This is a genomic window from Lentzea atacamensis, assembly GCF_003269295.1.
GTDB classification, from domain to species: Bacteria; Actinomycetota; Actinomycetes; order Mycobacteriales; family Pseudonocardiaceae; genus Lentzea; species Lentzea atacamensis.
Genome location: NZ_QLTT01000001.1, coordinates 1,033,599 through 1,058,718, shown reverse-complemented (window position 1 = coordinate 1,058,718; position 25,120 = coordinate 1,033,599). Strand labels below are relative to the sequence as shown.

31 protein-coding genes and 2 pseudogenes are annotated in these 25,120 nt (G+C 69.1%); 23 read left to right on the top strand and 10 right to left on the bottom strand.

From position 1 onward, the window contains the following. Window positions 1-984: a glycoside hydrolase family 43 protein gene (locus C8D87_RS05020; RefSeq protein WP_215732172.1), complete on the top strand. Its 984-nt coding sequence runs from the start codon at window positions 1-3 to the stop codon at window positions 982-984. Beyond that, window positions 981-3,779 carry a discoidin domain-containing protein gene (locus tag C8D87_RS05015; RefSeq protein WP_112225698.1) on the top strand — a complete coding sequence of 933 codons (2,799 nt, stop codon included), beginning with the start codon at window positions 981-983 and terminating at the stop codon, window positions 3,777-3,779. The genes C8D87_RS05020 and C8D87_RS05015 overlap by 4 nt, the downstream gene beginning before the upstream one ends. Here C8D87_RS05015 and C8D87_RS05010 read toward each other — a convergent pair. Together C8D87_RS05010 and C8D87_RS05005 are read right to left on the bottom strand one after the other, a co-directional pair. After that, the gene (locus C8D87_RS05010; RefSeq protein WP_112225697.1) at window positions 3,766-4,518 is read right to left on the bottom strand and encodes an MBL fold metallo-hydrolase; all 753 of its coding nucleotides are present in this window, start codon (window positions 4,516-4,518) and stop codon (window positions 3,766-3,768) included. The two genes, C8D87_RS05015 and C8D87_RS05010, sit on opposite strands and share 14 nt — an antisense overlap. Before the next feature lie 134 nt (window positions 4,519-4,652). Beyond that, the gene (locus tag C8D87_RS05005) at window positions 4,653-5,888 is read right to left on the bottom strand and encodes an ABC transporter substrate-binding protein (RefSeq protein ID WP_112225696.1); all 1,236 of its coding nucleotides are present in this window, start codon (window positions 5,886-5,888) and stop codon (window positions 4,653-4,655) included. A 142-nt stretch (window positions 5,889-6,030) separates the two neighbouring features. Here C8D87_RS05005 and C8D87_RS05000 point away from each other — a divergent pair, with 142 nt between their 5' ends. The 4 genes from C8D87_RS05000 to C8D87_RS04985 all read left to right on the top strand — a co-directional run bounded on the left by C8D87_RS05000 (window position 6,031) and on the right by C8D87_RS04985 (window position 9,635). Then, complete coding sequence (locus tag C8D87_RS05000) at window positions 6,031-7,293, top strand: sensor histidine kinase (protein WP_233441904.1); 1,263 nt, start codon at window positions 6,031-6,033, stop codon at window positions 7,291-7,293. Then, the gene (locus tag C8D87_RS04995; RefSeq protein WP_112225695.1) at window positions 7,290-7,940 is read left to right on the top strand and encodes a response regulator transcription factor; all 651 of its coding nucleotides are present in this window, start codon (window positions 7,290-7,292) and stop codon (window positions 7,938-7,940) included. Before C8D87_RS05000 ends, C8D87_RS04995 begins: the two co-directional genes overlap by 4 nt. Window positions 7,941-7,975: 35 nt before the next feature. After that, window positions 7,976-8,155 carry a hypothetical protein gene (locus C8D87_RS04990; RefSeq protein WP_112225694.1) on the top strand — a complete coding sequence of 60 codons (180 nt, stop codon included), beginning with the start codon at window positions 7,976-7,978 and terminating at the stop codon, window positions 8,153-8,155. A gap of 148 nt (window positions 8,156-8,303) precedes the next feature. Then, the gene (locus C8D87_RS04985; protein WP_112225693.1) at window positions 8,304-9,635 is read left to right on the top strand and encodes an RICIN domain-containing protein; all 1,332 of its coding nucleotides are present in this window, start codon (window positions 8,304-8,306) and stop codon (window positions 9,633-9,635) included. Here the strand turns inward: C8D87_RS04985 and C8D87_RS04980 are convergent. Beyond that, a complete protein-coding gene (locus C8D87_RS04980; RefSeq protein WP_112225692.1) occupies window positions 9,580-10,374 on the bottom strand; it encodes an ATP-binding protein in 795 nt (264 codons plus the stop codon). The two genes, C8D87_RS04985 and C8D87_RS04980, sit on opposite strands and share 56 nt — an antisense overlap. 8 nt (window positions 10,375-10,382) lie before the next feature. Between C8D87_RS04980 and C8D87_RS04975 the strand changes: the two genes are divergently transcribed. The 8 genes from C8D87_RS04975 to C8D87_RS45040 all read left to right on the top strand — a co-directional run bounded on the left by C8D87_RS04975 (window position 10,383) and on the right by C8D87_RS45040 (window position 14,940). Beyond that, a complete protein-coding gene (locus C8D87_RS04975; RefSeq protein ID WP_215732171.1) occupies window positions 10,383-10,772 on the top strand; it encodes an SDR family oxidoreductase in 390 nt (129 codons plus the stop codon). Beyond that, window positions 10,769-10,999 carry a hypothetical protein gene (locus C8D87_RS04970; RefSeq protein WP_146771628.1) on the top strand — a complete coding sequence of 77 codons (231 nt, stop codon included), beginning with the start codon at window positions 10,769-10,771 and terminating at the stop codon, window positions 10,997-10,999. The genes C8D87_RS04975 and C8D87_RS04970 overlap by 4 nt, the downstream gene beginning before the upstream one ends. A gap of 38 nt (window positions 11,000-11,037) precedes the next feature. After that, the gene (locus C8D87_RS04965) at window positions 11,038-12,267 is read left to right on the top strand and encodes a cyclase family protein (protein WP_109641575.1); all 1,230 of its coding nucleotides are present in this window, start codon (window positions 11,038-11,040) and stop codon (window positions 12,265-12,267) included. A 36-nt stretch (window positions 12,268-12,303) separates the two neighbouring features. After that, complete coding sequence (locus C8D87_RS04960; RefSeq protein ID WP_112225689.1) at window positions 12,304-13,347, top strand: TerC/Alx family metal homeostasis membrane protein; 1,044 nt, start codon at window positions 12,304-12,306, stop codon at window positions 13,345-13,347. A 90-nt stretch (window positions 13,348-13,437) separates the two neighbouring features. Next, the gene (locus tag C8D87_RS04955; protein WP_112225688.1) at window positions 13,438-13,857 is read left to right on the top strand and encodes a CBS domain-containing protein; all 420 of its coding nucleotides are present in this window, start codon (window positions 13,438-13,440) and stop codon (window positions 13,855-13,857) included. Window positions 13,858-13,932: 75 nt separating this feature from the next. Then, window positions 13,933-14,268 (top strand): hypothetical protein, encoded by a 336-nt coding sequence (locus C8D87_RS04950; RefSeq protein ID WP_112225687.1) that lies wholly within the window; start codon window positions 13,933-13,935, stop codon window positions 14,266-14,268. After that, window positions 14,265-14,711, top strand: a complete 447-nt coding sequence (locus tag C8D87_RS04945) for a MerR family transcriptional regulator (RefSeq protein WP_109641571.1) — start codon at window positions 14,265-14,267, stop codon at window positions 14,709-14,711. The genes C8D87_RS04950 and C8D87_RS04945 overlap by 4 nt, the downstream gene beginning before the upstream one ends. Continuing rightward, window positions 14,692-14,940, top strand: a complete 249-nt coding sequence (locus tag C8D87_RS45040) for a hypothetical protein (RefSeq protein WP_146771627.1) — start codon at window positions 14,692-14,694, stop codon at window positions 14,938-14,940. The genes C8D87_RS04945 and C8D87_RS45040 overlap by 20 nt, the downstream gene beginning before the upstream one ends. A gap of 37 nt (window positions 14,941-14,977) precedes the next feature. Here C8D87_RS45040 and C8D87_RS04940 read toward each other — a convergent pair whose 3' ends face one another. Beyond that, window positions 14,978-15,694: an ankyrin repeat domain-containing protein gene (locus C8D87_RS04940; RefSeq protein WP_112225686.1), complete on the bottom strand. Its 717-nt coding sequence runs from the start codon at window positions 15,692-15,694 to the stop codon at window positions 14,978-14,980. 507 nt (window positions 15,695-16,201) lie between these two features. Between C8D87_RS04940 and C8D87_RS04930 the strand changes: the two genes are divergently transcribed. The 6 genes and pseudogenes from C8D87_RS04930 to C8D87_RS04910 all read left to right on the top strand — a co-directional run bounded on the left by C8D87_RS04930 (window position 16,202) and on the right by C8D87_RS04910 (window position 20,336). Next, on the top strand, window positions 16,202-17,233 hold the full coding sequence (locus C8D87_RS04930) for a S1 family peptidase (RefSeq protein ID WP_112225684.1): 1,032 nt from the start codon (window positions 16,202-16,204) through the stop codon (window positions 17,231-17,233). A gap of 23 nt (window positions 17,234-17,256) precedes the next feature. After that, a pseudogene (locus C8D87_RS48485) lies at window positions 17,257-17,520 on the top strand (helix-turn-helix domain-containing protein); the annotation flags it as partial. 16 nt (window positions 17,521-17,536) lie between these two features. Then, window positions 17,537-17,962, top strand: a complete 426-nt coding sequence (locus C8D87_RS47440) for an MmyB family transcriptional regulator (RefSeq protein WP_233441903.1) — start codon at window positions 17,537-17,539, stop codon at window positions 17,960-17,962. Between the two features lie 125 nt (window positions 17,963-18,087). Further along, window positions 18,088-18,426 (top strand): YciI family protein, encoded by a 339-nt coding sequence (locus tag C8D87_RS04920; RefSeq protein ID WP_211337744.1) that lies wholly within the window; start codon window positions 18,088-18,090, stop codon window positions 18,424-18,426. After that, complete coding sequence (locus C8D87_RS04915; protein WP_112225683.1) at window positions 18,423-19,646, top strand: RNA polymerase sigma factor; 1,224 nt, start codon at window positions 18,423-18,425, stop codon at window positions 19,644-19,646. The genes C8D87_RS04920 and C8D87_RS04915 overlap by 4 nt, the downstream gene beginning before the upstream one ends. 153 nt (window positions 19,647-19,799) lie before the next feature. Next, complete coding sequence (locus C8D87_RS04910) at window positions 19,800-20,336, top strand: hypothetical protein (RefSeq protein WP_146771626.1); 537 nt, start codon at window positions 19,800-19,802, stop codon at window positions 20,334-20,336. 106 nt (window positions 20,337-20,442) lie between these two features. Here C8D87_RS04910 and C8D87_RS47435 read toward each other — a convergent pair whose 3' ends face one another. Continuing rightward, window positions 20,443-20,610: a hypothetical protein gene (locus tag C8D87_RS47435; RefSeq protein ID WP_233441902.1), complete on the bottom strand. Its 168-nt coding sequence runs from the start codon at window positions 20,608-20,610 to the stop codon at window positions 20,443-20,445. Between C8D87_RS47435 and C8D87_RS49095 the strand changes: the two are divergent. After that, window positions 20,558-20,833 (top strand): annotated as a pseudogene (locus C8D87_RS49095) (discoidin domain-containing protein); the annotation flags it as partial. The gene C8D87_RS47435 and the pseudogene C8D87_RS49095 sit on opposite strands and share 53 nt — an antisense overlap. Here the strand turns inward: C8D87_RS49095 and C8D87_RS46775 are convergent. Then, complete coding sequence (locus tag C8D87_RS46775) at window positions 20,827-21,027, bottom strand: hypothetical protein (protein WP_215732169.1); 201 nt, start codon at window positions 21,025-21,027, stop codon at window positions 20,827-20,829. The pseudogene C8D87_RS49095 and the gene C8D87_RS46775 sit on opposite strands and share 7 nt — an antisense overlap. Window positions 21,028-21,365: 338 nt before the next feature. On the opposite strand from C8D87_RS46775, the gene C8D87_RS46765 reads away from it, so the two are divergent. Beyond that, complete coding sequence (locus C8D87_RS46765) at window positions 21,366-22,349, top strand: galactose oxidase early set domain-containing protein (RefSeq protein ID WP_215732168.1); 984 nt, start codon at window positions 21,366-21,368, stop codon at window positions 22,347-22,349. Between the two features lie 18 nt (window positions 22,350-22,367). On the opposite strand, the gene C8D87_RS04900 is transcribed toward C8D87_RS46765, so the two are convergent. Together C8D87_RS04900 and C8D87_RS04895 are read right to left on the bottom strand one after the other, a co-directional pair. Then, on the bottom strand, window positions 22,368-22,799 hold the full coding sequence (locus tag C8D87_RS04900; protein WP_112226269.1) for a nitroreductase family deazaflavin-dependent oxidoreductase: 432 nt from the start codon (window positions 22,797-22,799) through the stop codon (window positions 22,368-22,370). Between the two features lie 74 nt (window positions 22,800-22,873). Continuing rightward, window positions 22,874-23,374 (bottom strand): GNAT family N-acetyltransferase, encoded by a 501-nt coding sequence (locus C8D87_RS04895; protein ID WP_112225681.1) that lies wholly within the window; start codon window positions 23,372-23,374, stop codon window positions 22,874-22,876. Window positions 23,375-23,395: 21 nt separating this feature from the next. Between C8D87_RS04895 and C8D87_RS04890 the strand changes: the two genes are divergently transcribed. Further along, on the top strand, window positions 23,396-23,983 hold the full coding sequence (locus tag C8D87_RS04890; protein ID WP_112225680.1) for a helix-turn-helix domain-containing protein: 588 nt from the start codon (window positions 23,396-23,398) through the stop codon (window positions 23,981-23,983). Here C8D87_RS04890 and C8D87_RS45690 read toward each other — a convergent pair. Both C8D87_RS45690 and C8D87_RS48830 read right to left on the bottom strand, forming a co-directional pair. Beyond that, on the bottom strand, window positions 23,921-24,469 hold the full coding sequence (locus C8D87_RS45690; RefSeq protein ID WP_170166255.1) for a hypothetical protein: 549 nt from the start codon (window positions 24,467-24,469) through the stop codon (window positions 23,921-23,923). The genes C8D87_RS04890 and C8D87_RS45690 overlap by 63 nt on opposite strands. A 309-nt stretch (window positions 24,470-24,778) precedes the next feature. Further along, a complete protein-coding gene (locus C8D87_RS48830; protein WP_325049641.1) occupies window positions 24,779-25,027 on the bottom strand; it encodes an aldo/keto reductase in 249 nt (82 codons plus the stop codon). Window positions 25,028-25,120 lie beyond the last annotated feature (93 nt).

Sequence of the window (25,120 nt, the reverse complement as noted above, 5' to 3'; positions counted from 1 at the left end):
ATGCGCGCCACCCTGCTCGGCGCCGCGATCGCACTCGTAGCGGGCGTTGTCGTGGCAACGCCCGCACACGCGGCCAACCCGATCATCACCTCGGTCTACACGGCCGACCCGGCACCGCTGGTCGTCGGCAACACGATGTACATCTACGCCGGACGCGACGAGGCCGCGCCGGGCCAGCAGAACTTCGTCATGCGCGAGTGGCGGGTGCTCTCGTCCACCGACGCCGCCACCTGGACCGACCGCGGTGCCAGGGCGAACATCGGCACCTTCCGCTGGGCCGGTGCCGACGCCTGGGCCAGCGAGGTCGAGCCGCGCGGCGGCAAGTACTACTGGTACACCTCGGTCAACGGCAACGGTCCCGGCTGGATGAACATCGGCGTGGCGGTCGGCGACAGCCCGCTCGGGCCGTTCACCGACGCCAAGGGCGGCCCGCTGATCAGCGACAGCATCCCCAACTCGTCCGGCCTCAACATCGACCCCACGGTGTTCACCGACGACAACGGCCAGGCCTACCTCTACTGGGGCAGCTACTGGGGTGTGCGGGCGGCGAAGCTGAAGCCGAACATGATCGAGCTGGACGGCCCGGTCGTGACGCCGCAGGGCCTCACGAACTTCTGGGAAGCGCCGTTCATGTTCAAGCGCAACGGCCTCTACTACATGATCTACGCGGCCAACGACACGAACGGCTGCGTCACGTCGTCGAGCCACGCCTGCCAGCGCTACGCCACCGCCACGAACCCGATGGGGCCGTGGACGCACAGGGGTGTCGTGCTGGGGCAGGTCTCGTCGACCACCAACCACGCGGGTGTCGTGCAGTTCAACGGTCAGTGGTACATGGTCTACCACAACGCAAACGCGCCCGGCGGCGGCAACTTCCGCCGCTCGGTCGCCGTGGACCTGTTGCGTTTCAACGCTGACGGCACCATGCAGCGAGTCGTCCAGACGGTGGCCGGTCCGCCGCCCAACCCTGGAGTGACGGCATGAAGCGCCTCACTGGTCTCCTGACGGTCCTGGTGCTGCTCGCGAGTGGGACTGTCCCCGCATCGGCCGCACAGACGATCGGGTATCCGGCGTTCACCGGCCCCTCGATCCCCGCACCACCGGTCGGTTACAGCACCGGCAGCACGATGGGCGCGATCTACGACGCGGAGAGCGCCGGCACCGACTTCTGGATGGACCGCTTGCTGGCGCGTCCCGGCAACGACCCGGCGGGCAACTTCCTGATGACCCGCGGCCGCGGGTTGTTCATGTACACCCACAACCCCGGCGTGATCGGGTTCGGTGGCAGGTCCGCGTACTGGGACGACATCAGCGGGCAGAACGCCTACTCGATCGGCGTCTCGCCGGGCTCGTTCACCGAACAGGTCTCCGGCCGGGTGCAGAAACCCAGTCACTACAGGGGAGTCTTCACCAGCGGCGCGATCCGGGTGGAGATGACCAAGTTCATCACCCACAACAACGTGGCCGTGACGAACCTGGCGATCGTCAACACCGGCGGGTCGGCCGCGACGCTGCAGCTGCGGGCCACCTCGCCGTACGCGACGACCGCGAGCGGGAACGAGCTGACCGGCAGCCGTCCGGTGAAGAACAACCTCACCACGATCCGGCCGCGGCTGTCCGGCGACGGCTTCGGCGTGAGCAACGGCGGGCTGGACCGCTCGGTCACGGTCGGCGCGGGGCAGACCGTCACCACCAAGGTGGTCATGGGTTTCCTCACCACCGAGATCCCGGAGTCGTCGACCGAGTACCAGTCCTACCGCGGCTACTCGCCCGCGACGGCGTTCGCCACCCACGTGCGGGCATACAACCGTTGGTGGGCAGACAACATCCCGTACATCGACGTGCCGGATCCCGCGATCAAGAAGAGCATCTACTACCGCTGGTGGCTGATGCGCTTCAACCACCTCGACGTCGACATCCCCGGCCAGGACTACCAGTTCCCGGTGTCGATCGAGGGCGTCACGGGGTACAACAACGCGATCGTGCTGACCCAGCCGATGCACATCGACGACCTCAAGTACCTGCGTGATCCCGTCTACTCGTACGGACCGTGGCTCTCGGTTGGCCAGACTTCGCGCGGTGGCCGGTTCATGGACAACCCCGGTGATCCGGAGAACTGGTCGAACTCCTACACGCAGTACGTCTCCGAGGCCGCGTGGCGCAGTTACCAGGTGCACGGCGGGCAGCCGTCCATCGCGGCGTTGTTGGCTCGCTACGCTGAAGGTGACGCCAAGGGTCAGTTGTCCTTCTACGACACCAACAACAACGGTGTGATCGAGTACGACTGGGGCGCGCTCACCGGCAACGACGCCGACGCGGTGTCGTTCGACTGGCGGCCGGGCAGGCTCGACCGCGCGGAGACCGCGTACGTGTGGAGCGGAGCTGTCGCCGCACAACAGGCCTACGCGCTGGCCGGCAACACCGCGAAGGCCGCTGAGATGCAGTCGCTGGCCGACCGGATCCGCACCGGCGTGATCAACACGTTGTGGAACCCGTCGCGGCAGCTGCTGGAGCACAAGCACGTGGCGACCAACGCGCACGTGCCGTGGAAGGAGATCAACAACTACTACCCGTTCTCGGTCGGCCTGATGCCGAACACCGACCAGTACAAGCAAGCGCTGCGGCTCTTCACCCAGCCGACGGAGTACCCGGTGTTCCCGTTCTACACGGCCAACCAGAAGGACAAGGCCGAGGCCGCCGCGGCGGGTCACCCCGGTTCGAACAACTTCTCCACGATCAACTCGACCGTGCAGTTCCGGCTGTACTCGTCGGTCCTGCGCAACTACCCGAACCAGTGGATGACCGCGGAGGACTACAAGAAGCTGCTGTACTGGAACGCCTGGGCGCAGTACGTCGGTGGCAACACGCAGTGGCCGGACGCCAACGAGTTCTGGGCGGACTGGAACGGCGGCACCATCCAGTACCGGTCGTGGATCCACCACAACATCCTCGGCAGCTCCAACTGGACGGTGATCGAGGACGTCGCTGGGCTCCGGCCGCGCACGGACGGGCTGATCGAGCTGTCGCCGATCAACATCGGCTGGTCGCACTTCGCGGCCAACAACCTGCGCCACCGCAACGCCGACCTGAGCGTGGTGTGGGACGACCCGGCCGACGGCGTCACCCGCTACAACGGTGTGCCGCAGGGCTATTCGGTCTACCTGAACGGCACCCGCGCCTTCACCGTCGACCGGCTGACCCGCGTGCTCTACGACCCGGCGACCGGCCAGGTCACGCTGCCCTCCGGCGGCTCGGTGGCGCACCAGACCGCCGTGCCGGGGGTGCGGGCGCCGCGTGACGTCGTCCAGAACGGTGCGCGGGTGGTCGACGTGTTCGCCAAGGCCGGTGTCGACCTGACGTCCTCGCGGCCGAACCTGGCTGCCGGTGCGTCGGCCTCGTACACCGCGTCCGGCACGTCGGTCGGTGCCGCGGTGGACGGCTTCCCGATCAACGAACCGATCTGGGGCAGCTCCGGCTCGCCCAACGGCACCGACTGGTACGAGCTGAACTTCGGCCAGCAGCGCTCCGTCGGCGAGGTGCGGCTGTACTTCCGCGACGACCGGGCGGGGAACCGTTATCGGGCACCGGCTTCGTACCAGGTCCAGTACTGGAACGGCAGCGGGTGGGCCGATGTGCCGGGTCAGGTTCGCGCGCCGGCGGAACCTCGGGCCAACTACAACCAGGTGCGGTTCACGCCGGTGAACACCCAGCGGGTGCGGGTGGTGATGACCCACGCCGCCGGCTTCCGCACGGGTCTGACCGAGATCAAGGTGTACTGAACGTGGTTCCCGGTGCCGCGTACTCGACGGGGCCGCGGTAACGGGACGAGGCGCGTGCGACCGCTTCCTGCGCCGTCAGGAAGCGGCCCACGTGCGTCACGATCAACCTGCCCGCGTTCGCGCCGGTCGCGGTGTCGCCCGCGTCTTCCGGCGTGTGATGGGCCATGTCCGGCGTCCTCTCCGCGCTTTCGGCCTCGCACAGCAGCACGTCGGTGTCCCGTGCCAGTTCGACGAGGCTCTGGCACGGCGCGGTGTCGCCGGAGTACGTGAGGGAGGCGTCGTCCGCTTCGATGCGCACGCCGAACGCCGGGATGCCGTGGTGGACCGCTTTGGTGGTGAGCCGCAGCGTCCCGACCGTGGCCTGGTGGTCGTCGTGCAGCTCGGTGATCTCGAACGCGGACTCGACCGGGCTGCGCTGCGGGCCGTTGGTGAGGAACGCGGCGAGCCGGTCGGCGATGCCGGGCGGGCCGAACAGCGGGACCGGATCGCGTTCGACGTCCGCGAACAGCAGCGCGTAGTAGGCGGTGAGCAGGTCCGCGCTGTGGTCGGCGTGCAGGTGCGAGATCCAGATCGCGTCGAGGTCCTCGAGTCGCGTGTGGAGCTGGAGCGGGCCTAGCGTGCCGGTTCCGGCGTCCATCCACACGCGAGTGCCTTGGTGCGACACCAGGTAGCCGGAACAGGGGTTGTCCACGGCCGGGTACGGAGTGGCGCATCCGAGCACGGTCAAGCTGAGTCCCATTCATCGACTCTAGCTAGTGCCGCGACCGGCGACCTTCACCGCGCCTTCGACGCTCAGCAGGGCGCCTCGCGGCACCGCGGTACACCCGTCTGACCGCCGAACACGGGGCAAAGGCTGCCGGTCGCGGCACCGGATCAACGAGCGCGGGTTCCCTTGAGCTTCACCAGCTCGGACTCGTAGAGGTCCTCGACCACCTTGAGCGTGCCGGGCACCGCCGCGTCCGGTCGCGTCATGTACGACTGGGTGCTGGAAGGCCGTCCCACCAACGAGAACTTCAGCTGGCCCGTGAGGCCCTTGGTGCTCAAGCCGTTGGTGTCGTGGAACGCCCGCAGCACGCCGTCACGCGTCAGGTCCTTCTTGCCGCACGCCTTCTCCAGCACGGAGACGAACGCCATCGCGACCGTGTAGCCGTGCACGGTGTTGAGCGTGCCCGGCTCGCCGGGCCAGCGCGCCTGGTAGCCGTCGCGGAGCTCGTTCATGCCCTCGGCGTTGCCGTTCCAGGGAGCGACCGGCGACGGGATCAGCACCTGCTTGGCGAACACCGGCGCGACCGGTGACTGCATGATCGCCGGGTCGTAGCCGACGGCGTTGACGAGGATCGGCGCGGTCCAGCCGAGCTGGGCGGCGATGCCGACGGCCGCGGCGGTCTGCGGTGGGGTCAGGCTGAGGACGAGCACCTTGGCGTTGGCGGCTTTGAGCGCGCTGATCTGCTCGGTGAAGTTCGCCGTGGTCTCGGTGACCGCCTGTTCGACGATCTTCATGCCCCAGTTCCCCGCGGCGAACCGGCTGCCCTCCAGCGCGTTGTCGCCGAAGCTGCCGCGCAGGTGGATGTGGCCGATGGTGTCGCCGGCGTTGAGCACGCTCTTGCGCTTGTAGTGGTCGAGGCCGTTGATGATGTCGAGGTCGTACGTGGTGCCGACGATCATCATGTGGGGATTGCCGAGCAGGTCGGCGGCCCACGAACCGGGCACGGTGAGCGCCCGCGTCTGCATCAGGTCGGGCTCGATGGCCGCGGTCATCGGCTGGCCCAGCACGTCGATGAATCCGAGCACCTGCGGTTCGAGCTCGAAATAGCCGTCCAATGCCTTCTCCACGTCGTAGGCGTGGTCCTTCTGCTTCAGCTCGACGCGTCGCCCGCACACACCGCCGCGTTTGTTGAGCTGCTCCAGATAGAGTTCATACCCGCGAATTCGGAAAACCGACGACCCTTTGAACGGGCCCGTCATGTCCGTGAGCACGCCGAGCGAGATGGAGTCCGCGGAGACGCCGGGACCAGTGCGGACAGGCTCGGTCGTCCGGTAATCGGATCCGCACGCGGTGAGCGTGCCGAGCAGCAGGGCGGCGGATAACGATAAGTGACGAATAGACATTCGGGGCCTTGTCGCAGGGGGGTTACTCACGGGTAACTCGAAGTATTGAGTAGCTGGTCCCGAGTCGTCCAACTTTGTGTCCGGAAACACCCCGCGGCGCTTCGGTTACCTATGGAAAAGGCCTGCCGGGTACCGTGATCGGGTGGAAGAGCCCTTGTGGAACGAGTGGCGGCGGCCCGGTCCCACTCCTGCCCAGCGTCGTCGTGACATCGGCACCGCCGTGCTGGTGATGCTGTGCGCCGTCGAGTTCGTCGTGCTCGTCAACAGCATGGGCGCCTTCGTGTTCAAGGGGGCTCCCGGGCTGCACGTGCAGGTTCCGTGGATGGCGGCTCTGTCGCTGCCGCTCGTGGTGCGCCGCCGCTACCCGGTGGCCGTCATGCTCGTGGTGTCCGCGTTGTTCATCGTCGCGCAGTCGCAGAAGGTCGCCGACAACCTGGTGCCGTCCGCGATCCTGTTCCTGACGATCTACACCGTTGGCGCGTGGGAGCGGAACCGCCTCCTCGCGCGCTGGTCACGCCTCGGCGTCATCGTCGCGATGTTCCTGTGGCTGGGCTTCAGCCTGGTGCGTGCCCTGCTCGGTCCGCCGGCGGACTTCAAGGACGCCGCGGGCCCGATGGACCCGGTGCTCGCCTCCGTCCTTTACGGACTGGAATTCAACATATTCTTCTTCGTCCTCGCCTACATCCTGGGCGAGATGGCGTGGACAGCGGCCCGGCGCCAGGCGCAGCTGTCGTTCCAGGCCGAGGAGCTCCGCCGTTCGCAGGAGCAGAACACCCGCGGAGCCATTGCCGCAGAACGCATGCGAATCGCGCGCGACCTGCACGACGTGGTGGCGCACCACGTGTCCGTCATGGGCATCCAGGCCGGTGCGGCCCGCCGAGTCCTCGACTCCGACCCCGCGATGGCCCGCGACGCCCTGCAGACCGTCGAGCAAACCGCCCGGACCGCGATCAACGAGTTGCGTGGCCTGCTGGGCGTGCTGCGCGCGGACGCCGAGCCGGACCTGCGCGCCGCACCGGGTCTCGACGACCTGCCCGAACTGTTCGACAACGCCCGCGCCGCCGGCCTGGAGGTCTCGCACAGCGTCTACGGCTCGCCCCGCGAGGTGTCGTCCGCGGTGGCGCTGTCCGCGTACCGGGTGGTGCAGGAGGCGCTGACGAACGTCGTGAAGCACGCGGACGCACAACACGTCGACGTGCGGATGCGGTTTCTCGACAGCGCTCTGGAGTTGGAGATCGCCGACGACGGCCGAGGCCGATCAGCCGCCGTGGGCTCAGGTTTCGGGCTGGTCGGGATGCGCGAACGCCTGGCGGTGCACGGCGGCTCGCTGGAGGCGGGACCCCGGCGTGACGCTGGCTATCTCGTGCGCGCATCACTGCCCACTGCCGTTGAGGAGAAGGTGTGAGTCTGCGAGTCGTGCTGGCCGATGACCAGGACCTGGTCCGCGCCGGCTTCCGCGTCATCCTCGGCACCGAGCCGGGCATCGAGGTCGTGGGCGAGGCGGGTGACGGCGCCGAAGCCGTGGACCTGGTCTCGCGCCTGCGGCCGGACGTCGTGCTGATGGACGTCCAGATGCCGCGCATGGACGGGCTCGAGGCCACGCGCCAGATCCTGTCCGCCGGTCGTGGCACCCGTGTGGTCATCCTGACGACGTTCGATCGCGAGGACTACCTGTTCGAGGCGTTGCAGGCCGGGGCCAGCGGGTTCCTGCTGAAGAACGCCTCGCCGGAGGATCTGGTCGAGTCCGTGCGGGTGGTGGCTCGTGGTGACGCGCTCCTGTCGCCTGAGGTGACTCGGCGGGTGATCGCGCGGTTCAGCGCTGTGTCGAAGCAGGAGCGGACTCGGCCGCCCTCGTTGACCGATCGCGAGTTCGAGGTGTTGGTGGAGTTGGCCAAGGGGGCTTCTAACGCGGAGATCGCTTCTGCGCTGTTTTTGGGGGAGACCACCGTTAAGACGCATGTTTCGCGGGTGTTGGCGAAGCTTGGGCTGCGGGATCGGACTCATGCGGTGGTGTTCGCCTACGAGCAGGGGATTGTCACGCCCGGTGGGTGAGGTCTGGTCGTTTCGTAGGTGACATCTAGAGAGATTTGGAAGCGGTCGAGGTTCTCGATGCTCTCGCCTATCACGAGAAACAAGTCGGCCATCGTCAGGCGCAGGGGTTGCGCATCCTCGCGGATTGCGTCATCGCGTGCGAGGGCGAGGAATTCTTCGACGCCGAGATCGCGGCCGGGGTGCGGTGGACCTCCTGCTGGACCACCGACCGGTGAACAAAAGACAGACATCAGGAGGGTGTGCATCCGGCTCGCGGGAGGGTATAGCTGTTAGCGCTAACAGTCCGCGTTCGGCCAGGGGATTGGTGATCACCCTCATGGGAACGGTTTCGCAGGCGCTCGGAGTTCGGGCGGGGGAGAGCGCATGAGGCGTGGAAAGGCGCGAGCTCTCGCCGTCACAGCGCTGGTCGTCGCGTCGGTGGTGACCGGGGTTCAGCAGGCCGGCGCCGCGAATCCGGTGATCGCCGATCGGTTCGTCGCCGATCCGTCCGCGCACGTGTTCAACGGCCGGATGTACCTCTACCTCACCGATGACGAGACCAACAGCGGCACGTACTGGGACTCGAAGAGCTGGCGGTCGTACTCCTCGTCGAATCTCGTGGACTGGTCCGATCACGGCGACGTGTTCAGCATCAAGGGCTTCAGCTGGGCGAGCCAGTACGCCTGGGCGCCAGGGGCGGTGGAGCGCGACGGCCGGTACCACCTGTACCTGCCCGTCGACCGGACCAAGATCGGCGTCGCGACCTCGGCCTCGCCGACCGGGCCGTTCACCGACGCACGGGGAAACCCGTTGGTGGACAAGGCTCGGGACACCAACGTCGGTGACGAGCCCATCGACCCGATGGTCTTCACCGACAGCGACGGACAGTCGTACCTGTACTTCGGGACCCGCAAGCCGAAGGTCGTCCGGCTCGGCGCGGACATGACGTCCGTGTCCGGTCCCATCACCGACCTCACCGTGAACGGTGCGACGCAGTACGGTGAGGCGCCGTACCTGCACAAGGTCGGTGACACGTACTACTTCTCGTACTCGACCGGCTGGCCCGGCCAGATCCACTACGCCACCGCGTCGTCGCCGATGGGGCCGTTCACCTATCGCGGTGTGGTCCTCGACTACGTCAACGTCAGCACCAACCACCACTCGATCGTCCAGTACCAGGGCGAGTGGTACGTGGTCTACCACAAGAACGCCCGTCCTGGAGGCGGCGAGTACAAGCGTTCGGTCGTCATGGACCGGTTGCACCACAACGCCGACGGCACGATCCGGACGGTGACGCAGACCGCGGGTGGTGTGGGCCCGTTCGGCACGTTCACCGCCCAGCACAGTGATCTGCGGCTGGACACGTCCGGCACCGCGGTCCGGCAGGCGACGCCGTCGGACGCGCAGTCCCAGCAGTGGCAGACCCGCACCAGGGCGGGCGGGTACGTCGAGGTGATCAACCGGGCGAGCGGGTCCTGCCTGGACGTGTCCGGCGGCTCGGTCGCCGACGGCGCGGACGTGGTCCAGTGGCAGTGTCACGGCGGCACGAACCAGCAGTGGACGGTGCGACAGGCGGACAGCACGACGGTGTCCCTGGTGAACCGGGCGAGCGGCAAGTGCCTGGACGTCGCGAGTGGCAGCACCGCCAGCGGGGCGATGCTCATCCAGTGGCAGTGCACGGGTAGCGCCAACCAGCGCTGGCGACGGGGATCCTGAACGCCGGCGACCGAAGATGAGATCCCAGTCCAGTTCCGGCTCGGGAGCCGGGCGTGGTTCGGGGATGTGGCCGCGTGTCGGGATGATCGAGCCGTTGAGGAACTGCCACACGTCGTCGCACGCGTTGCTGCGCCACGACGGTGGCTTTCCTCGGTTGCGGGATGCCGGTCGGAATCGTTGCCAGGAAACGGATTCCGCGAAACCCCTCGGCGTCGGTGGCCTCGAGCGTGCCGTGGTGCCTGGTGGCGATGCGCCGGGCGATCGCGAGCCCGAGGCCGGCGCCGCCCGCCGCACGGGTGCGGGCCTCGTCGAGCCGGGTGAAGCGGTCGAAGACGCGTTCCCGGTCCGCTTCGGGGATTCCGGGACCGTCGTCGATGACCTCGAGCGTCGCGGAGGACCCGCCGCGCAGCCGCACCATCACCTCGGTGCCCGCGTGGCGTTCGGCGTTGTCCAGCAGGTTGCCGAGCAGCCGGGACAGCTGGGCGCGCCGCCCGGGAACGAGCACGTTGTCGTCGGCTTCCAGGGTGACCATCGCTCGCCGGGAGACCTCCCGTTGCACGACGGCGGTGAGGTCGACGGTGTCCTGCTTGTCCAGCGCGTCGGCGTCCAGCCTGGCCAGCAGCAACAGGTCCGTGGTCAGCTCCTGCAACCGTTCGGTGTCCTCCAGCGCCGCCTTCACGACGGTGGGCCAGTCCGCCAGGTGCGGATGCGACAGCGCGATCTCCAGCTCGGCCCGCACGGCTGGATGTGCGGGACCGTGCCGCGTTCGCCGCGGTCGCGGACGAGGCCGAGTCGGCGCTGGGTCACGTCGACCTGCTGTTCAACAACGCGGGCATCGTGCCGTTCTCGACCGCGGCGGAACTGAGCTACGACAAGTGGGACCTGGCCCTCGCCGTCAACCTGACCGGTGTCGTCAACGGGATCCAGACGTTCCTGCCGCGCATGATCGAGCGCGGCGCGGGCCACGTCGTCAACACCGCGTCCGGTGCCGGGCTCGTGCCCGACCCGAACGTGCTGTACGTGACCGCCAAGTTCGCGGTGGTCGGCCTGTCGGAGTCACTGCGCCTGGCCGTGGCCCGGCACGGCGTCGACGTCAGCGTGCTGTGCCCCGGCCCCGTCGCGACACGGACATCGTGACGAACACCCGGTTGTCGGACGGGGGAGCCGGGGTGGCGTTGCGCGATGACCTCGTGCCGGCCGTCGAGGCGTTCCTCCGCAGCGGTCCCGGTGTCGACGCCGTGGGAGAAATGGTCGTGGCCGGGATCGAGTCCCGTTCGCCGTGGATCTTCACCGGCGAGGAGATCCGGCCCCACCTGGAGCAGCGGATGGCCGCTCTCCTGGACTCAAGTCGATCGGCTGGGTGATTGCCGGACGACCCGGCGTGCCACCAGGGTGGTGGGTCATGCGTCCCGACTTCATGCGCGCCCACCTCCACAGCCGACGGGAAGTTCTGGGTCTGACGGCGAAAGCGGCGGCGGTGACCGCCGCGGTGTCGGCGGGCATCGGCACCTCGTCCGCAGCCGCCGCCGAGGAGTTCACCGACCGCATGTTCACCCCGGACGAGGTCGCCGGGTGGGCGGAACGGACGGCTCGCCGTTACGGCAGGGACGACCAGCGCGGCACCTGGAACGAGGTGACCGGGGAGCGGACCCGCCAGGCGTTGCGGTTGCTCGAAGGGCGCGGCCCGGTGCGGACGTACAACCTGGGCGAGCTCATGCAGGACAACTTCCCGGCGTTCGCGGGCGAGCCGCCGCGGGTGCTCCGGCAGCGCCTCACGGTCTTTGGCTACCAGCCGAAGGGCGACTTCGTCCCGGCCGCGAACTACGACCCGCGAACGCATCCGGAGTCCGGCATCCTGCAGTCGCCCACGCCGCTCGGGCCCAACACCATCTCGTTCCACGAAGAGCGGTTCCCGCACGGCGGGACGTACCAGATCGCCACGCAGCTGGACAACCTCGGCCACGTCGGTGTCGGCGAGACCTACTACAACGGCCACCGCGGGCCGGACATCGCCGCCCCGCGCGGACTCAGGAAACTCGGCAACGAGCACCTCGGTCCCATCGTCACCCGCGGTGTCCTGTACGACATCGTGGGGCTCAAGCTGGCGCAGGGATCTCGCTCCGACCTGTTCCGCTCGCCGGTGAACGGCGAGTGGGTTCTGCGCGACAACTACCGGATCACCCTCGACGACATGCGCGACGCCCTGCGCAGGCAGGGCGTGCGGCGGGAGCCGGGTCCGGGTGACGTGGCGCTGTTCCGCACCGGCTGGACCCACCTGCTCAACCGTGCCGGGTTCGACGACCCGCAGGACCCGCACAACCGGCGGTACATCACCACCGAGCCGGGCATCTACCTGCGTGAGGCCCGCTATCTCGCCTCCCGCCGGGTGGCCGTGGTCGGCAGCGACACCTGGGGACTCGAGGTGCTGGACCCCGCCGTCACCGGGCAGAACGTCTTCCCGGTGCACCAGGTGCTGCTCACCCAGCACGGCGTCCGCATCGGCGAGGGCGTGCGCACCGAGGCCCTGGCCGCCGACGAGGCGTTCGAGTTCGTCTACCTCGTCACGCCCCAGTTCCACACCGGCTCCACGGCCTCCAACACCCCGCCCGCCGCCATGGCCGCGAGGCCCTGAGCACCTCATGCCACGTGAGTGGGTACCCCTCCGCTCATGAGCGCCGAACTCGACATCAGCCTGCTCGTGTGGGCCTTGACCGTGGCCTTCGTGGTGGTGCTGCTCGCCGTGGACCTCGTGGTCGCGGCCATGCGGCCCCATCACGTCGGATTCGGCGAGGCAGCCGCGTGGTCGGTGTTCTACGTGCTGGTCGCCATCGGGTTCGGGGTGTGGTTCACGCTGCACTACGGCAGCGGGCCCGGCACCGAGTACTTCGTGGGCTACCTGGTCGAGAAGAGCCTCTCGGTCGACAACCTGTTCGTGTTCGTGATCATCATGGCGACCTTCGCGGTGCCGGACGAGCACCAGCACAAGGTGCTCACGTTCGGCATCGTGCTGGCGCTGATCATGCGCGCGATCTTCATCGCACTCGGCGCGACACTGCTGTCCCTGTTCTCGTTCGTGTTCCTGCTGTTCGGCCTGCTGCTCATCTACACGGCCGTGCAGTTGTTCCGGCACCGCGACGAAGATCCCGACATCGAGGACAACGTCGTGGTGAAGACCTCACGCCGGGTCCTGCCGGTGACCGAGGACTACGTGGAGGGTGACCTGACCACCCGCACACGCGGCAAACGCATGGTGACGCCGCTGTTCCTGGTGCTGGTGGCGATCGGCACGATCGACCTGCTGTTCGCGCTCGACTCCATCCCCGCGGTCTTCGGCATCACCGCGCAGCCCTACGTCGTGTTCGCCGCCAACGCCTTCGCGTTGCTGGGTTTGCGCGCGTTGTTCTTCCTCGTGCAGGGCCTGCTGGACCGGCTCGTGTACCTGTCCACCGGGCTGTCGCTGATTCTCGCCTTCATCGGGCTCAAGCTGATCCTGCAGTGGGCGCACGAGGACATCGACGACCGCGTTCCCGAGATCCCCACGCTGCTCAGCCTCGCGGTGATCGCCGTGGTGCTCGTGGCCGTCACGGTGGCCAGTCTCGTCAGGACCAGGCGCGATCCGTCGGTCAAGGCCCACGCCGGCTCGCTGCGGGCCCGGCGCGCCTCTGCAGGACAGGCCGACCGGAAACGTCGTGTGGCGGACCGCGAACGGTGACTTCGAGACCCAACGTCCGGGTGAGCACCGTTTTCGGCGGTGCGACGAACGGGTAGCCGACGACGTGGCACCGAGACGAAGGAGACTGCCATGGCTCAGCTCGTCCGAGACCTGATGACCGCGGATCCGGTGATGCTGCCGCCGGACACTCCGGTGCGCGAGGCCGCCAAGGCCATGCGTGACCGGGAGATCGGCGATGTGCTCGTCGTCGACGGTGACCGGTTGTGCGGCATCGTGACCGATCGCGACCTGGTCGTCCGCGCGCTGGCGGACCGCGACGACCTGGCCGATTGCTACGTGCGTGACGTGTGCAGCGACCAGGTGGTCACCGCGGATCTCACCGAGACGGTCGACACCGCGATCGCCCGCATGCGCGAGAACGCGGTGCGCCGCATCCCCGTGGTCGACGGGGGCCGGCCCGTCGGTGTGCTGTCGCTCGGCGACGCGGCCGTCGAACGGGACCTGGACTCCGTGCTCGGCCAGATCAGCGCCGCTCCCGGGAACAACTGAGTCGGCGGCGGTTTCGCCTCGCAACCCGGATTCGGACTTGCATCCTGTACCCGGGTACAGGTTTACCGTCGAGTCATGACAGCAGAACCGGAGCCGTGGGCACCCGAGGCCTGCACGTTGCCCACCGCGGAGCAGCCGCTGCGCGAGGCCGAGTTCGACGACCTCTTCACGACGTGCGTCCGCGCCGTGCACCACCAGGACGCGACCGTTCTGCGGCTCGATCTCGAGCCCACCGCGGAGGTGGCGGCGCGAACGGCCGACCTCGCGGTACGCGAGACGGGCTGCTGCTCGTTCTTCACCTTCGCCCTGGTCGCCACCGGCGGCGTGCTCCGGCTGGACATCACCGTCGAGGAAGCGCACAGCGAAGTCCTCGAGGCGCTCGCGGCTCGTGCCACCAGGCTGGCGTCGTGACCGGCCTGCGCACCGGCGAGGTCGCCGAGACCGCCGGGGTCAACCGGGAGACACTGCGATACTACGAGCGCGTCGGCCTGCTCGCCCGGCCGGAGCGGACGCTGGGCGGGCACCGGCTGTACCCGCCGGAGACGGTCACGACCATCCGGGTGATCAAGGCGGCTCAGCGCCTCGGCTTCACCCTCGACGAGGTGGCCGACCTGCTCGACGTCGGCACGCACCGGCACGGCGGCACCTCGCCGGGGCTGCAGGCCCGCGCGACCACCAAGCTCGCCGAGGTCGAGGCGAAGATCGCCGACCTCGGCATCATCCGCGACACGCTGCGCGCCGCGCTCGCCGCGGGCTGCGACGACCTCGTCACCTGCTCGCACACCCCGTCGTGCCCGCTGCCGTTCGCGGGCCTGGCCGAGGGGAACAACGCCGATGCCGGCACCTGCTGCTGACCAGACCCGCCGCGTTGCGTGGCTCGCCGGCGTCGCGTGCCTGGCGTGCTGCCTCGTGCCGGTGCTCGGCGTCGCCGGCGTGACAGGTGCACTCGCCGCGATCGGGGTGGAGCACGTGCTCGCCGGTCTCGGGGTCGCCGCTGTCGCAGTGGCGCTGACGTGGATGGTGGTACGCCGCCGCCGTCATCGGTGTGCTGGCGGTCGGTGCCGTTGCGCGGTGTCGCGGTGACCATGCACGCGCCCCGAGACTGACGGGCGGGAGCGGCTCACAACTCCGTCGCGCGCTTGCCTCCCCGGCCCCGCAACCACGCCGCAAGATCATCGAAACCGTTGCGCACGGCCGCATCGAGTGGCGTGCGCGGCTCCCATGACGGAAGCCAGTTCACCTCGGCGCCGAAGCCCAGCAGGTACTCGGCGCACTCTCGCTGACCGCCGTGGCACGCGCCCCAGAACGCCGCGTCGCGGTCTTCGCCGGTCGCGGCGGGGAGCAGGCGTTCGACGTGATCCCGCAGGCCCAGCGTCGCGGCATCGACCAGCGTGACCCTGGCGCCGCGCTCGACAAGGCGATGCGCGGCGCTCCACTGTGCGAAGGCACGTGCGTCCGCCAGCGGGGTGCCGCCGCCGATCACCGCACCGTCGCTGTCGATGTCCGCGCCCGCGTCGAGCAGGGCGTCGACCACCTCGACGTCATCGGCGCTGGCCGCCCAATGCAACGGTGTCTCGCGGTGTGGTCCCTGGAACCGGGCGTTGACGTCGGCACCGGCGGCGACCAGCACCGCCACGGTTCGCGCGCCGTCCGGGCACCGGGCCGGCCAGTCCGTCAGCACGTGCAGCAGGGTCCGGGAGCAACCGCGGTCGTCGACGATCCGCGCGGTCGCCAGACCATCGGTCCCCGCCAGGTGCCGCCGCAGTGCGACGACGTCGCCGGTGCGGATCGCCGCCGTCACCGCCACCGCGAGCGGCTCGTCACTCCGAATGGACATCACACCCCGAGTGTTCACGATCGGCCGGCCGGCAGGTAGCCCGCTGTTTCCGCCGGGCGGAAACGACAGCCGGCCTCTCCACCACGATGGTTGCTGCCGTCGACGACCAGGAACACGAGATGGGTTCTGTGCTGGACCGCGGTGATGCTCAACGGCTTCGACATGCTGAGCAACCATGTCCGAGGACTCAGCGCGGCGACCGGTTCCCTGGTCTCCAGCGGCAGTGTGCACAACGGCACTGGGCATCACCCGAGAGCTGAACCAGTCCCGTTCGGACAGGTGACAGTTCTGTTCCTCGCCTCGGTTGTCTCGGGAATGTCCGGTCTTTCTGACACAGGTGGACAAATCGAGCCGTCCGGCCACGGTTGGATCGTTCGCCGTAGTCCGCGCAGGGCGACCAGTCGTACACTCCGAAGTGTGGTCGCGCTCTCACAGGTGGCCTCGTTCAGGTCTTTTCCTTGGCACGCCCCAAAAACGGCGTGTTCCCCTGCACCAAGGAGGATCGCGATGAAATCCCGTCTGACCGCCCTGGCCGCCACCCTGGTACTGGGCGTTGCTCTCACCCCGTCCGCGTCCGCCGACGTGGCGGTGGCCGCAACCACCGATCTCGCCACCGCGGTGGCGGAGCAACTGGGTGAGCGCACCGCCGGGGCCTACCAGGACTCCGCCACGGGCAGGCTCGTGGTCGCGGTGACCGACGCCGGGACCGCTCGCTCCGTGCGCGCCGCGGGTGCCGTGCCCCGGTTCGTCGCCCGCAGCGGTGCGGTGCTGAAAGCCGCGACCGACAAGCTGAACCGGTCGGTCCTCATCCCCGGTACGTCGTGGGGCGTCGACCCGAAGACGAACCAGGTCCTGGTGTCGGCCGACAGCACGGTGACCGGCGACAAGCTCGCGAAGTTGCGTGGCGTGCTCGCCGAGCTCGGTGACACGGCACGGCTGGAGCACGTGCCCGGCGCGTTCACGACGACGATCACCGGTGGCGACGCCATCTACGGTGGTCCGTACCGGTGTTCGCTCGGTTTCAACGTGAACCGCCCGGGCAGCAGCACCGCGTGGTTCCTGACCGCCGGCCACTGCGCCAACGCCGCGGCCACCTGGTCGGCCGCCGGAGGACAGGTGATCGGCACCCGCGAGGGCAGCAGCTTCCCCGGCAACGACTACGCCCTCATCCGCTACACGAGCGGCATCGCGCGGCCCGGAGCGGTGAACCTCTACAACGGCACCACCCGTGACATCTCCAGCGCGGCCAACCCGTACGTCGGCCAGTCGGTCGGGCGCAGCGGCAGCACGACCGGGTTCCGCACGGGCCAGGTGACCGGCCTCAACGTGACAGTGAACTACAGCGACGGAACGACTGTGCACGGGCTGATCAGGACCACCGTGTGCGCGGAAGGCGGTGACAGCGGTGGCTCCCTGTTCGCCGGCAACACCGCGCTCGGCCTCACCTCGGGTGGCAGCGGAAACTGCTCCAGCGGTGGAACCACGTTCTTCCAGCCCGTGGTCGAGGCGTTGAACGCCTACGGCGTGCGCGTCTACTGAGTCCTGCGGCGCAGTCCCGCCCGGTGTTCCTCGAGCGGGAACACCGGGCGGGCGCGGAGGCGATCTCTCGGCATCACCGGTTCATCACAGGTTCCACACGTTCATCGTCGACGATCGGCCTGCCGGACACCCGCCGGCGCCGGACACCTGGCCTGCGCCGGGAGGAGCCGGCGCTGCTGGCCGGGATGAGCGCCACCTGGTACACGTACCTCGAACAGGGCCGGGACCTTCAGGCGTCCGACCAGGTGCTCGGGGCGCTCACCTCCGCACTGAGACTCGACCGGAGCGAGCGCGACCGCCGGTGTGTCAACGCTGTTGCAGCCGCATCCGGCGTACATCATCGACGGCAGCTACGACGTGCTCAGCCACAACCAGGACGCGGCCGAGCTGCTCCCGAACCTGACGGTGACGCGGGACCGCCCGAACTTCGCGCGCTGGGTGTTCACCGAACCGGTGGCGCGGCACGTCCTGGTCGACTGGGAGCCCGAGGCACGAGCCCTGCTCGCTCGCCTGCGCACGTTCGCCGGCCGGCACGCCACCGATCCGCGGCTCACCCGGCTCATCGAGGACCTGCACGACGCCAGCCCCGAGGTGCGGACCTGGTGGCCCCAGTACGACGTGCAGGTCCGGCACAGCGACGGAAACAGCTGCGGCACCCGGACCTCGGCGAGATCGACTACGCCTGCACCGCGTTCCACCTCGCCGAGCAGCCCGATCACACGCTGGTGATCTATTCCGATCTGCGGTGAACTCGCACGCAGACGCGGCCTCACGGATGTCGAGAACCGGGTGACCGCTCCGACCACAGGCGAGCACCCGATCCGGGTGCCGGCGAAGGGAGCGACGTGAAGTACATGATCATGATGTTCGGAGGCCTCGGCGCCACGCTGGAGAACCGGACGCCCGAGTGGATCACGGGCATGCAGGAGCACATGATGAAGCTCGACCAGGAGCTGCGGGACTCCGGCGAGCTCGTGGCCAGCAGCAAGCTCACCGACCCGAGCCAGGCGAAGACCGTGCGCTTCCAGGGCGGCGTGCCGGTGCCGACCGACGGGCCGTTCGCGGAGATCAAGGAGTCGCTGGCCGGCTACTGGATCATCGACGCCACCGAGGAACGGGCGCTGCAGATCGCGGCGCGCGTGGTCGAGTACACCGAGTTTCCGATGGAGGTCCGGCAGGTCATGCACCTGTGAGCTCGTACGGTCGCCTGGAGGACCTGCTGCGCGAACTCGCGCCGCAGGTCCTGGCCACGCTCGTGCACCGGCACGGGCAGTTCGACGCGTGCGAGGACGCCGTGCAGGACGCGCTGGCCGATGCCGCGCGACAGTGGCCGGTCGACGGCGTGCCGGACAGGCCGCGCTCCTGGCTGCTCACCGCGGCGAGCCGATCCCTTGTGGACGGATGGCGCAGTGAGAGCGCCCGCCGCCGCCGCGAGGTGACGGTCACGGCGCTCGAACCCGCGGGCGAGATCGTGGTGCCCGACCAGGACGACACCCTCGCGTTGCTCTTCCTGTGCTGCCACCCCGCGCTGTCGGCGCCTTCCCAGCTCGCGCTGACGTTGCGTGCCGTGGGCGGGCTGACGACCGCCGAGATCGCGGCGGCCTTCCTCGTGCCCGAGGCCACGATGGCGCAGCGCATCAGCCGCGCCAAACAACGGATCCGCGCGGCCGGCGCACCCTTCGAACTGCCGTCGGAGGCGGACCGGCCAGAGCGCCTGAGCGTCGTGCTGCACGTGCTCTACCTGATGTTCAACGAGGGCTACACCGCCAGCAGCGGGCCAGAACTGGGCCGCGCGGATCTGACCACCGAGGCGATTCGCCTGACTCGAGTCCTGCACCGGCTGCTGCCCGGCGAGTGCGAGGTCGCCGGTTTGCTGGCGTTGATGCTGCTCACCGACGCACGCCGGGCGGCACGAACGGACGAGACCGGAGCGATCGTGCCGCTCGCCGGGCAACGCCGAGATCGCTGGGACGCCGCGATGATCGCCGAGGGTGTGGCACTGGTGGAACGGACGCTGGGCACCGGTCCGATCGGCCAGTACCAGCTGCAGGCGGCCATCGCCGCGGTGCACGACGAAGCGACCACCGCGCACGACACGGACTGGCCGCAGATCCTCGCCCTGTACGACGTGCTGGCTCAGGTCGCGCCGGGCCCGATCGTGACGCTCAGCCGAGCGGTCGCGGTCGCCGAGGTGCACGGGCCGCGGGCCGGCCTCGCCATGCTCGGCACGCTCGAGACGGACGACCGGATGGCGCAGAGCCACCGCCTCGAAGCGGTCCGGGCGCACCTGCTCGAACAAGCGGGAGACCTCACCGCGGCCGGCGAGTCGTACTCGCGCGCGGCAAGGATGACCGCCAGCCTGCCAGAACAGCGCTATCTCATGCTGCGTGCGGCCAGGTTGCGCGCACTCTGACCAACCCGTGCCCGTGATTGCGCTCCTTTGTGGATTCCGGCCGACTCCACTGGACCGCTTCGCCCACTAGATCAACTCCGAACGGCTGATTGAACACGCGCTGGTTCCGGATACGGTAGTCAAAGTTTCAATTACCGTGGAAGTGAGTGGCTGGTGGCGCGAAAGCACTTGATGGTGCTCATGATTCTGCTCGCCACCGCCTGCGCCGCCCCGGCGCCGGAGCCGGAGCCTGTCGACCGATCCCCGCTGCGGCCGGCACCCCGGACCGAGCAACGGCCTAAGGGCGTGCCGGTGCGAGGCGTTGTCGACGGCCGCACGGTCGAGTTCGCGAACGGCGTGCGGGTCCGGATCTCGATGCTCGCCCCACCCGCGGCCTGCTGGGCGGCGGCCGCGCTCGACTTCGCGAAGAAGACGTTGCTGAACCAGCCGGTGCGGTTCTCCAGCATCACGCCCGGTGAGGCCAACCTGGAGCTCCCGGACGGCACGGACTACGCGATGCTCGCCGTGCGGCAGGGCATCCTGCGTGCTCAGGGCGCGGCCGGTCCGCTCGCCGAGGCCGAAACGGCGGCAGCGCGGGAGAAACTCGGCCTGTGGGGGCCGCCGTGCAACGGCCGAGGCAACGCGCCGACGGTGCCCACGGCAGGACCGAACGGGTTCAGGTCCATTGTGGACGCGGCGCTCGAGGAGTGAAGCGAAGAACAGCGGTGAGACCGGTCCACCTCGTGTTGATCGCGACTGCGGTCCTGCCGTACGTCCATGTTGCGCAGCAAGGCGAAACCGGAGCGCACGACCACCATCAGCACGTGAAGATCGCTGCCGCTGCCATGATCCCGGCCGCGGAGAAGCTGCCGAGGACCGGATGGGTCGCGACGGCCAGCAGTGAGGAGACCGCCGGTGACCCGGCCGCGAACGTGCTGGACGGTGACCCGGCGACGATCTGGCACAGCCGGTGGCGGACGGCCACGCCGTTCCCGCACTGGCTGACGGTCGACCTGCGGACCGCCCAGCGCGTGTCCGGGCTCGTCTACACACCGCGTACCGGCCGGGCGAACGGCAGGATCGGCCGCTACCAGATCCACCTGAGCGCGGACGGCGCCACCTGGGGCGAGCCCGTCGTGAACGGCACACTGGCCGACGACGCCGCGGTCAAGACGATCGGTTTCGCCGTGAGCACGGCACGCTACGTGCGGCTCACCGCGTTGTCGGAGGCGGGGGAGCGCGGCGCCTGGGCGAGTGCCGCGGAGATCGACCTGCTGGGCGATCCCGGACCGCGGCCACCGGCACAGGGTGATCCGAGTGCCGCGGGCACGTGGGGACCGACCCTGGGATTCCCCATCGTGCCGGCTGCTTCGGCGGTGCTGCCCAACAACAAGCTGCTCACGTGGTCGGCCTATGCGGCCGACAACTTCGGCGGTGCCAACGGTTACACGCAGACGGCGATCATGGACCTCACCACCGGGCAGGTCAGCGGCCGCCGGGTCGCGAACACCGGCCACGACATGTTCTGCCCCGGCACGTCGATGCTCGCCGACGGCCGCATCCTCGTCACCGGCGGCAGCAACGCGAAGAAGGTGAGCGTCTACGACCCACGCACGGACGCGTGGACCAGTGCGCCGGACATGAACATCAGCCGCGGCTATCAGGGCCAGACGACGTTGTCGACGGGCGAGGCCTTCACCGTCGGCGGTTCGTGGTCGGGGGGACGCGGTGGCAAGGCCGGTGAGGTGTTCACCGAAGGACAACCGCTGGCGGTCGTTGCCGGACGTGCGGCCGGAGCCGTTCCTGACGGCCGACCCGGCGGGTGCCTTCCGCGCGGACAACCACGCGTGGCTCTTCGCCGCGAGCGGCGGCCGGGTGTTCCACGCGGGGCCGAGCGCGAGGATGCACTGGATCGACACCGCGGGCCGGGGGAAGGTCACCGCCGCGGGCACCAGGGGCGAGGACGCGATGAACGGCAACGCGGTCATGTACGACGTCGGCAAGATCCTCACCCTCGGCGGGGCGCCCGCGTACGAGAACGCCGATGCGACGAAGGCCGCGTACACAGTGGACATCAACGGCAGCACGCCGGCAGTGCGCCGGGTCGCCGACATGGCGGAGGCACGCGCGTACGTGAACAGCGTCGTACTGCCGGACGGCACGGTGGTGGTGGTCGGCGGGCAGGGCCGCCCCGTGCCGTTCAGCGACCAGACCTCCGTGCTGGAGCCGGAACTCTGGAACCCGGCGACCGGCCGGTTCACCAAGCTCGCCCCGATGGCCACCCCGCGGAACTACCACAGCGTGGCGAACCTGCTGCCCGACGGCACGGTGTTCTCCGGTGGTGGCGGGATGTGCGGCAAGTGCGCCACCAACCACCCGGACGGGCAGATCTTCGTACCGCCCTACCTGCTGAACCCGGACGGGTCACGCAAGCCGCGCCCGGCCATCACCTCAGCGCCCCCGACCGCGGCATACGGGTCCGCGGTCACCATCGGCACCGACCGGGCTGTCGAGGGGTTCGCGCTGATGCGGATCAGCGCGGCGACCCACTCGGTGGACAACGACCAGCGCCGGATCCCGCTGTCCTCGACCGCCGTGTCGGCCACCTCGTACCGCGCCGCGATCCCGTCCGACGCCGGCACCGCACCACCCGGCAACTACCTGCTGTTCGCGCTCGACCAGGCGGGCACCCCGAGCGTGGCGGCGCCGGTCAGGATCGGCTGAGCTCCCGCGGCCCGCCCGTCACTTCGGTTCGAGGACGAAGACCGGGATCTGCCTGTCGGTCTTCTCCTGGTACTCGGCGTAGGCCGGGTAGGCCGCGACAGCCCGCTCCCACCACTCGGCCCGTTCGGCGCCGTCGGCCTCGTGGGCGACGTAGTTCTTCGTGACCGTGCCGTCCTGCAACGCGATCTCCGGATGCGCCTTGATGTTGTGGTACCAGGTGGGGTGCTCGGGCGCGCCACCCTTGGACGCCACTACCGCGTAACGCCCGTCGTGCTCGACGCGCATGACGGGCGTGTAGCGCAGCTTGCCGCTCTTCGCGCCGCGCACGGTCAGCAGCACGATCGGCCTCCCGAGGACGAGGACGCCTTCGGTGGTCCCGGTTTCCAGGATCTTCTTGGTCTGGTTCTGCACCCAGTCGGAGGGGCTGAGCTCGACGGTCTCGTCTGCCATGTCCACGATCAACATTTTCCACGCCGCTCGCATTCCCGGTGGAACACCGGCACCGCGCCCGATCGACTGGGACGTCAGCGACCTGCAGGGGCAGTCGTGAGGCGGAGCGTCATGAACACACTGGTCGGATCCGGACGGTAGTCGGCGAACGGCGGGCACGACACGAATCCGTGCCGGGCGTAGAGGCGTCGGGCCGGCGCGAAGAAGTCCTGACTGCCCGTCTCCAGGCTGATCCTGCGATAGCCGCGCCTGCGGGACTCCTCGATCAGGAAGGCGAGCATGTGCGCGGCCACGCCTCGACCGCGGGCCTCCGGCCGGGTGCGCATCGTCTTGATCTCCCCCTCGATCGGGGAGAGTTCCTTCAGCGCGGCGCACCCGAGCAGCACTCCCTCGCTCCACGAGGTCCAGAACGACACCCCGGCCTCACGCAGGTCCGCGTGGCTCAGGGCGTGCACGCTCTCGGCGGGCGAGGTCGCGTACATGTCGGCGAGGTGCTCGCTGATCAGGTCCCGAACCGGCTGGCGGGTGAGGTCGTCGGGTTCGATCGTCAACGTGTCTGCATCCTGGTGTCCCATATGCGGGATAGTATCCCCGATATGGGACACCCAGAAGGTGGTGCTGACCACGAAGACCAGCTGGAGCTGCGCCTGGCCGCCCGGCTCGCCGAGCTTCGCACCGAACGGGCGTGGTCGCTGGAAGACCTCGCCCAACGCTCGGGAGTCAGCCGATCGACGCTGTCGCGGCTGGAACGCGCGGAGGTCAGTCCCACAACGGCGCTGCTGAGCAAGCTGTGCGCGACCTACGAGCTGACGATGTCACGACTGCTGGCCGAGGTGGAACCGGCACCGTCGCCCTTGGTGCGCGCCGACCGGCAGACCGTGTGGCGGGACGACGACGCCGGGATCACCCGCAGGTCCGTGTCGCCGCCGTCGGCCGGACTGCGCGGCGAGGTCCTCGAAGTCACTCTGCGACCCGGCGCCGACATCGCCTACGACGGCTCACCCGTACCAGGCCTGGAACACCACGTCTGGGTCCTGGACGGCGCACTGGAGGTCACCGCCGACGGCGCGCTGCACGAGGCCCGGGCCGGGGACTGCCTGCGCTTCCGGCTCTGGGGCAGCTCACGGTGGCGCTGTCGCGGCGACGACCCGGCCCGCTACGTCCTCGCGATCGTCCTCCCGTGACCCGAGTGGGACGGCCGCAGCTGACCAGGGGGACCACACCGCCACTGGCGCCGCGAACGCCCGGCCGTGCAAGTTCTCGGCCATCGACTCGCGGTAGCGGGTCAACAGTTCATCGGGCAGGCCGGCGGCCGCCTGGTGCAGTTGGGTTCTGGCCCGCTGCTGACGCTCATGACACTCGGCCACATCCTCGGCGGGCGCGGTGACCTCTGCCTCCCCGACCAGTGCGCTGATGAACAGCGCGCGCCAGAACATCTCCTCAACCGCTTCGTCGGCCTCACGACGGTCGGCCCACACCGGGCTGTGGTGAACGAGCCGTTTCGCCTCTCCGTGCGAAAGACCGATTGCCACCTGGACGACCCTGATGCAGTCGATCTTGCGCAGCCCGCGTTGCCTGAGCAGGCCGATCACCTCGTCGTGTCCGGCACCGGTCGCGAGCTGTGAACGAGCCGCCTGGACAACCTGCTCGAGCGCCGGGGAACCGAGCACACTCGAAGGAAAGCGCAAACACCCCGCAGCGTCAGTCCTGGACAGCCCATGATCGCGTGCTGCAGCTCCTGCGCCTCACACGCCGACACCCGCCAGTGCTTCGCGTTGGGATCAGGTCGCACAACGTCGAGTGATCTGCGCGGTCTCGGTCAATGAGCCCTTTCAGAGCACTCGTTCACCGGCTCGCCGGCGCCGTGGTTCTCCTCCAGGCTCCCCATCGCGGCGTCGAAGCTCTGCGGAGAGACGGAAACGACCCGCGCTCCCCGAACTCGGCCGCCAGGTAACGGCTGTACCAGTGGACGAAGTTCTTCAGCGGTCGATGCTGGCCATGTTCGCCTCGTCGTGGCGCTCGCCTGCGGCCGGGGTGAGGTTGTTCAGGCGGTCGAGCTGAGCGGCGCTGAGCTCAACGCTGTCGGCGGCGGTGTTGTCTTCGACGCGCGCGACCCGGCGGGTTCCGGAGATGGGGGCGATGTCGTCGCCGCGGGTCAGCAGCCATGCCAGCGCAGTCTGTGCCGGGGTGGCTCGCGGTGGACGGCGACCTCCGGTGTTGACGTCCAGTCGGGCGTTGCTGTGACACGAGCCGATGCGCGGACGGAGAAGCCAAACGAGCAGGAACGGTAGCGCTGCGGACTGCCAGCACCTGTCTGTGAG

What these genes read in the sequence shown, in the direction of transcription:
- C8D87_RS05020 (WP_215732172.1), top strand. Translation starts at nt 1, where the DNA reads ATGCGCGCCACCCTGCTCGGCGCCGCGATCGCACTCGTAGCGGGCGTT.
- C8D87_RS05015 (WP_112225698.1), top strand. Translation starts at nt 981, where the DNA reads ATGAAGCGCCTCACTGGTCTCCTGACGGTCCTGGTGCTGCTCGCGAGT.
- C8D87_RS05010 (WP_112225697.1), bottom strand. Translation starts at nt 4,518, where the DNA reads ATGGGACTCAGCTTGACCGTGCTCGGATGCGCCACTCCGTACCCGGCC.
- C8D87_RS05005 (WP_112225696.1), bottom strand. Translation starts at nt 5,888, where the DNA reads ATGTCTATTCGTCACTTATCGTTATCCGCCGCCCTGCTGCTCGGCACG.
- C8D87_RS04985 (WP_112225693.1), top strand. Translation starts at nt 8,304, where the DNA reads ATGAGGCGTGGAAAGGCGCGAGCTCTCGCCGTCACAGCGCTGGTCGTC.
- C8D87_RS04965 (WP_109641575.1), top strand. Translation starts at nt 11,038, where the DNA reads ATGCGTCCCGACTTCATGCGCGCCCACCTCCACAGCCGACGGGAAGTT.
- C8D87_RS04960 (WP_112225689.1), top strand. Translation starts at nt 12,304, where the DNA reads ATGAGCGCCGAACTCGACATCAGCCTGCTCGTGTGGGCCTTGACCGTG.
- C8D87_RS04955 (WP_112225688.1), top strand. Translation starts at nt 13,438, where the DNA reads ATGGCTCAGCTCGTCCGAGACCTGATGACCGCGGATCCGGTGATGCTG.
- C8D87_RS04950 (WP_112225687.1), top strand. Translation starts at nt 13,933, where the DNA reads ATGACAGCAGAACCGGAGCCGTGGGCACCCGAGGCCTGCACGTTGCCC.
- C8D87_RS45040 (WP_146771627.1), top strand. Translation starts at nt 14,692, where the DNA reads ATGCCGGCACCTGCTGCTGACCAGACCCGCCGCGTTGCGTGGCTCGCC.
- C8D87_RS04940 (WP_112225686.1), bottom strand. Translation starts at nt 15,694, where the DNA reads ATGTCCATTCGGAGTGACGAGCCGCTCGCGGTGGCGGTGACGGCGGCG.
- C8D87_RS04930 (WP_112225684.1), top strand. Translation starts at nt 16,202, where the DNA reads ATGAAATCCCGTCTGACCGCCCTGGCCGCCACCCTGGTACTGGGCGTT.
- C8D87_RS04920 (WP_211337744.1), top strand. Translation starts at nt 18,088, where the DNA reads ATGATCATGATGTTCGGAGGCCTCGGCGCCACGCTGGAGAACCGGACG.
- C8D87_RS04900 (WP_112226269.1), bottom strand. Translation starts at nt 22,799, where the DNA reads ATGGCAGACGAGACCGTCGAGCTCAGCCCCTCCGACTGGGTGCAGAAC.
- C8D87_RS04895 (WP_112225681.1), bottom strand. Translation starts at nt 23,374, where the DNA reads ATGGGACACCAGGATGCAGACACGTTGACGATCGAACCCGACGACCTC.
- C8D87_RS04890 (WP_112225680.1), top strand. Translation starts at nt 23,396, where the DNA reads ATGGGACACCCAGAAGGTGGTGCTGACCACGAAGACCAGCTGGAGCTG.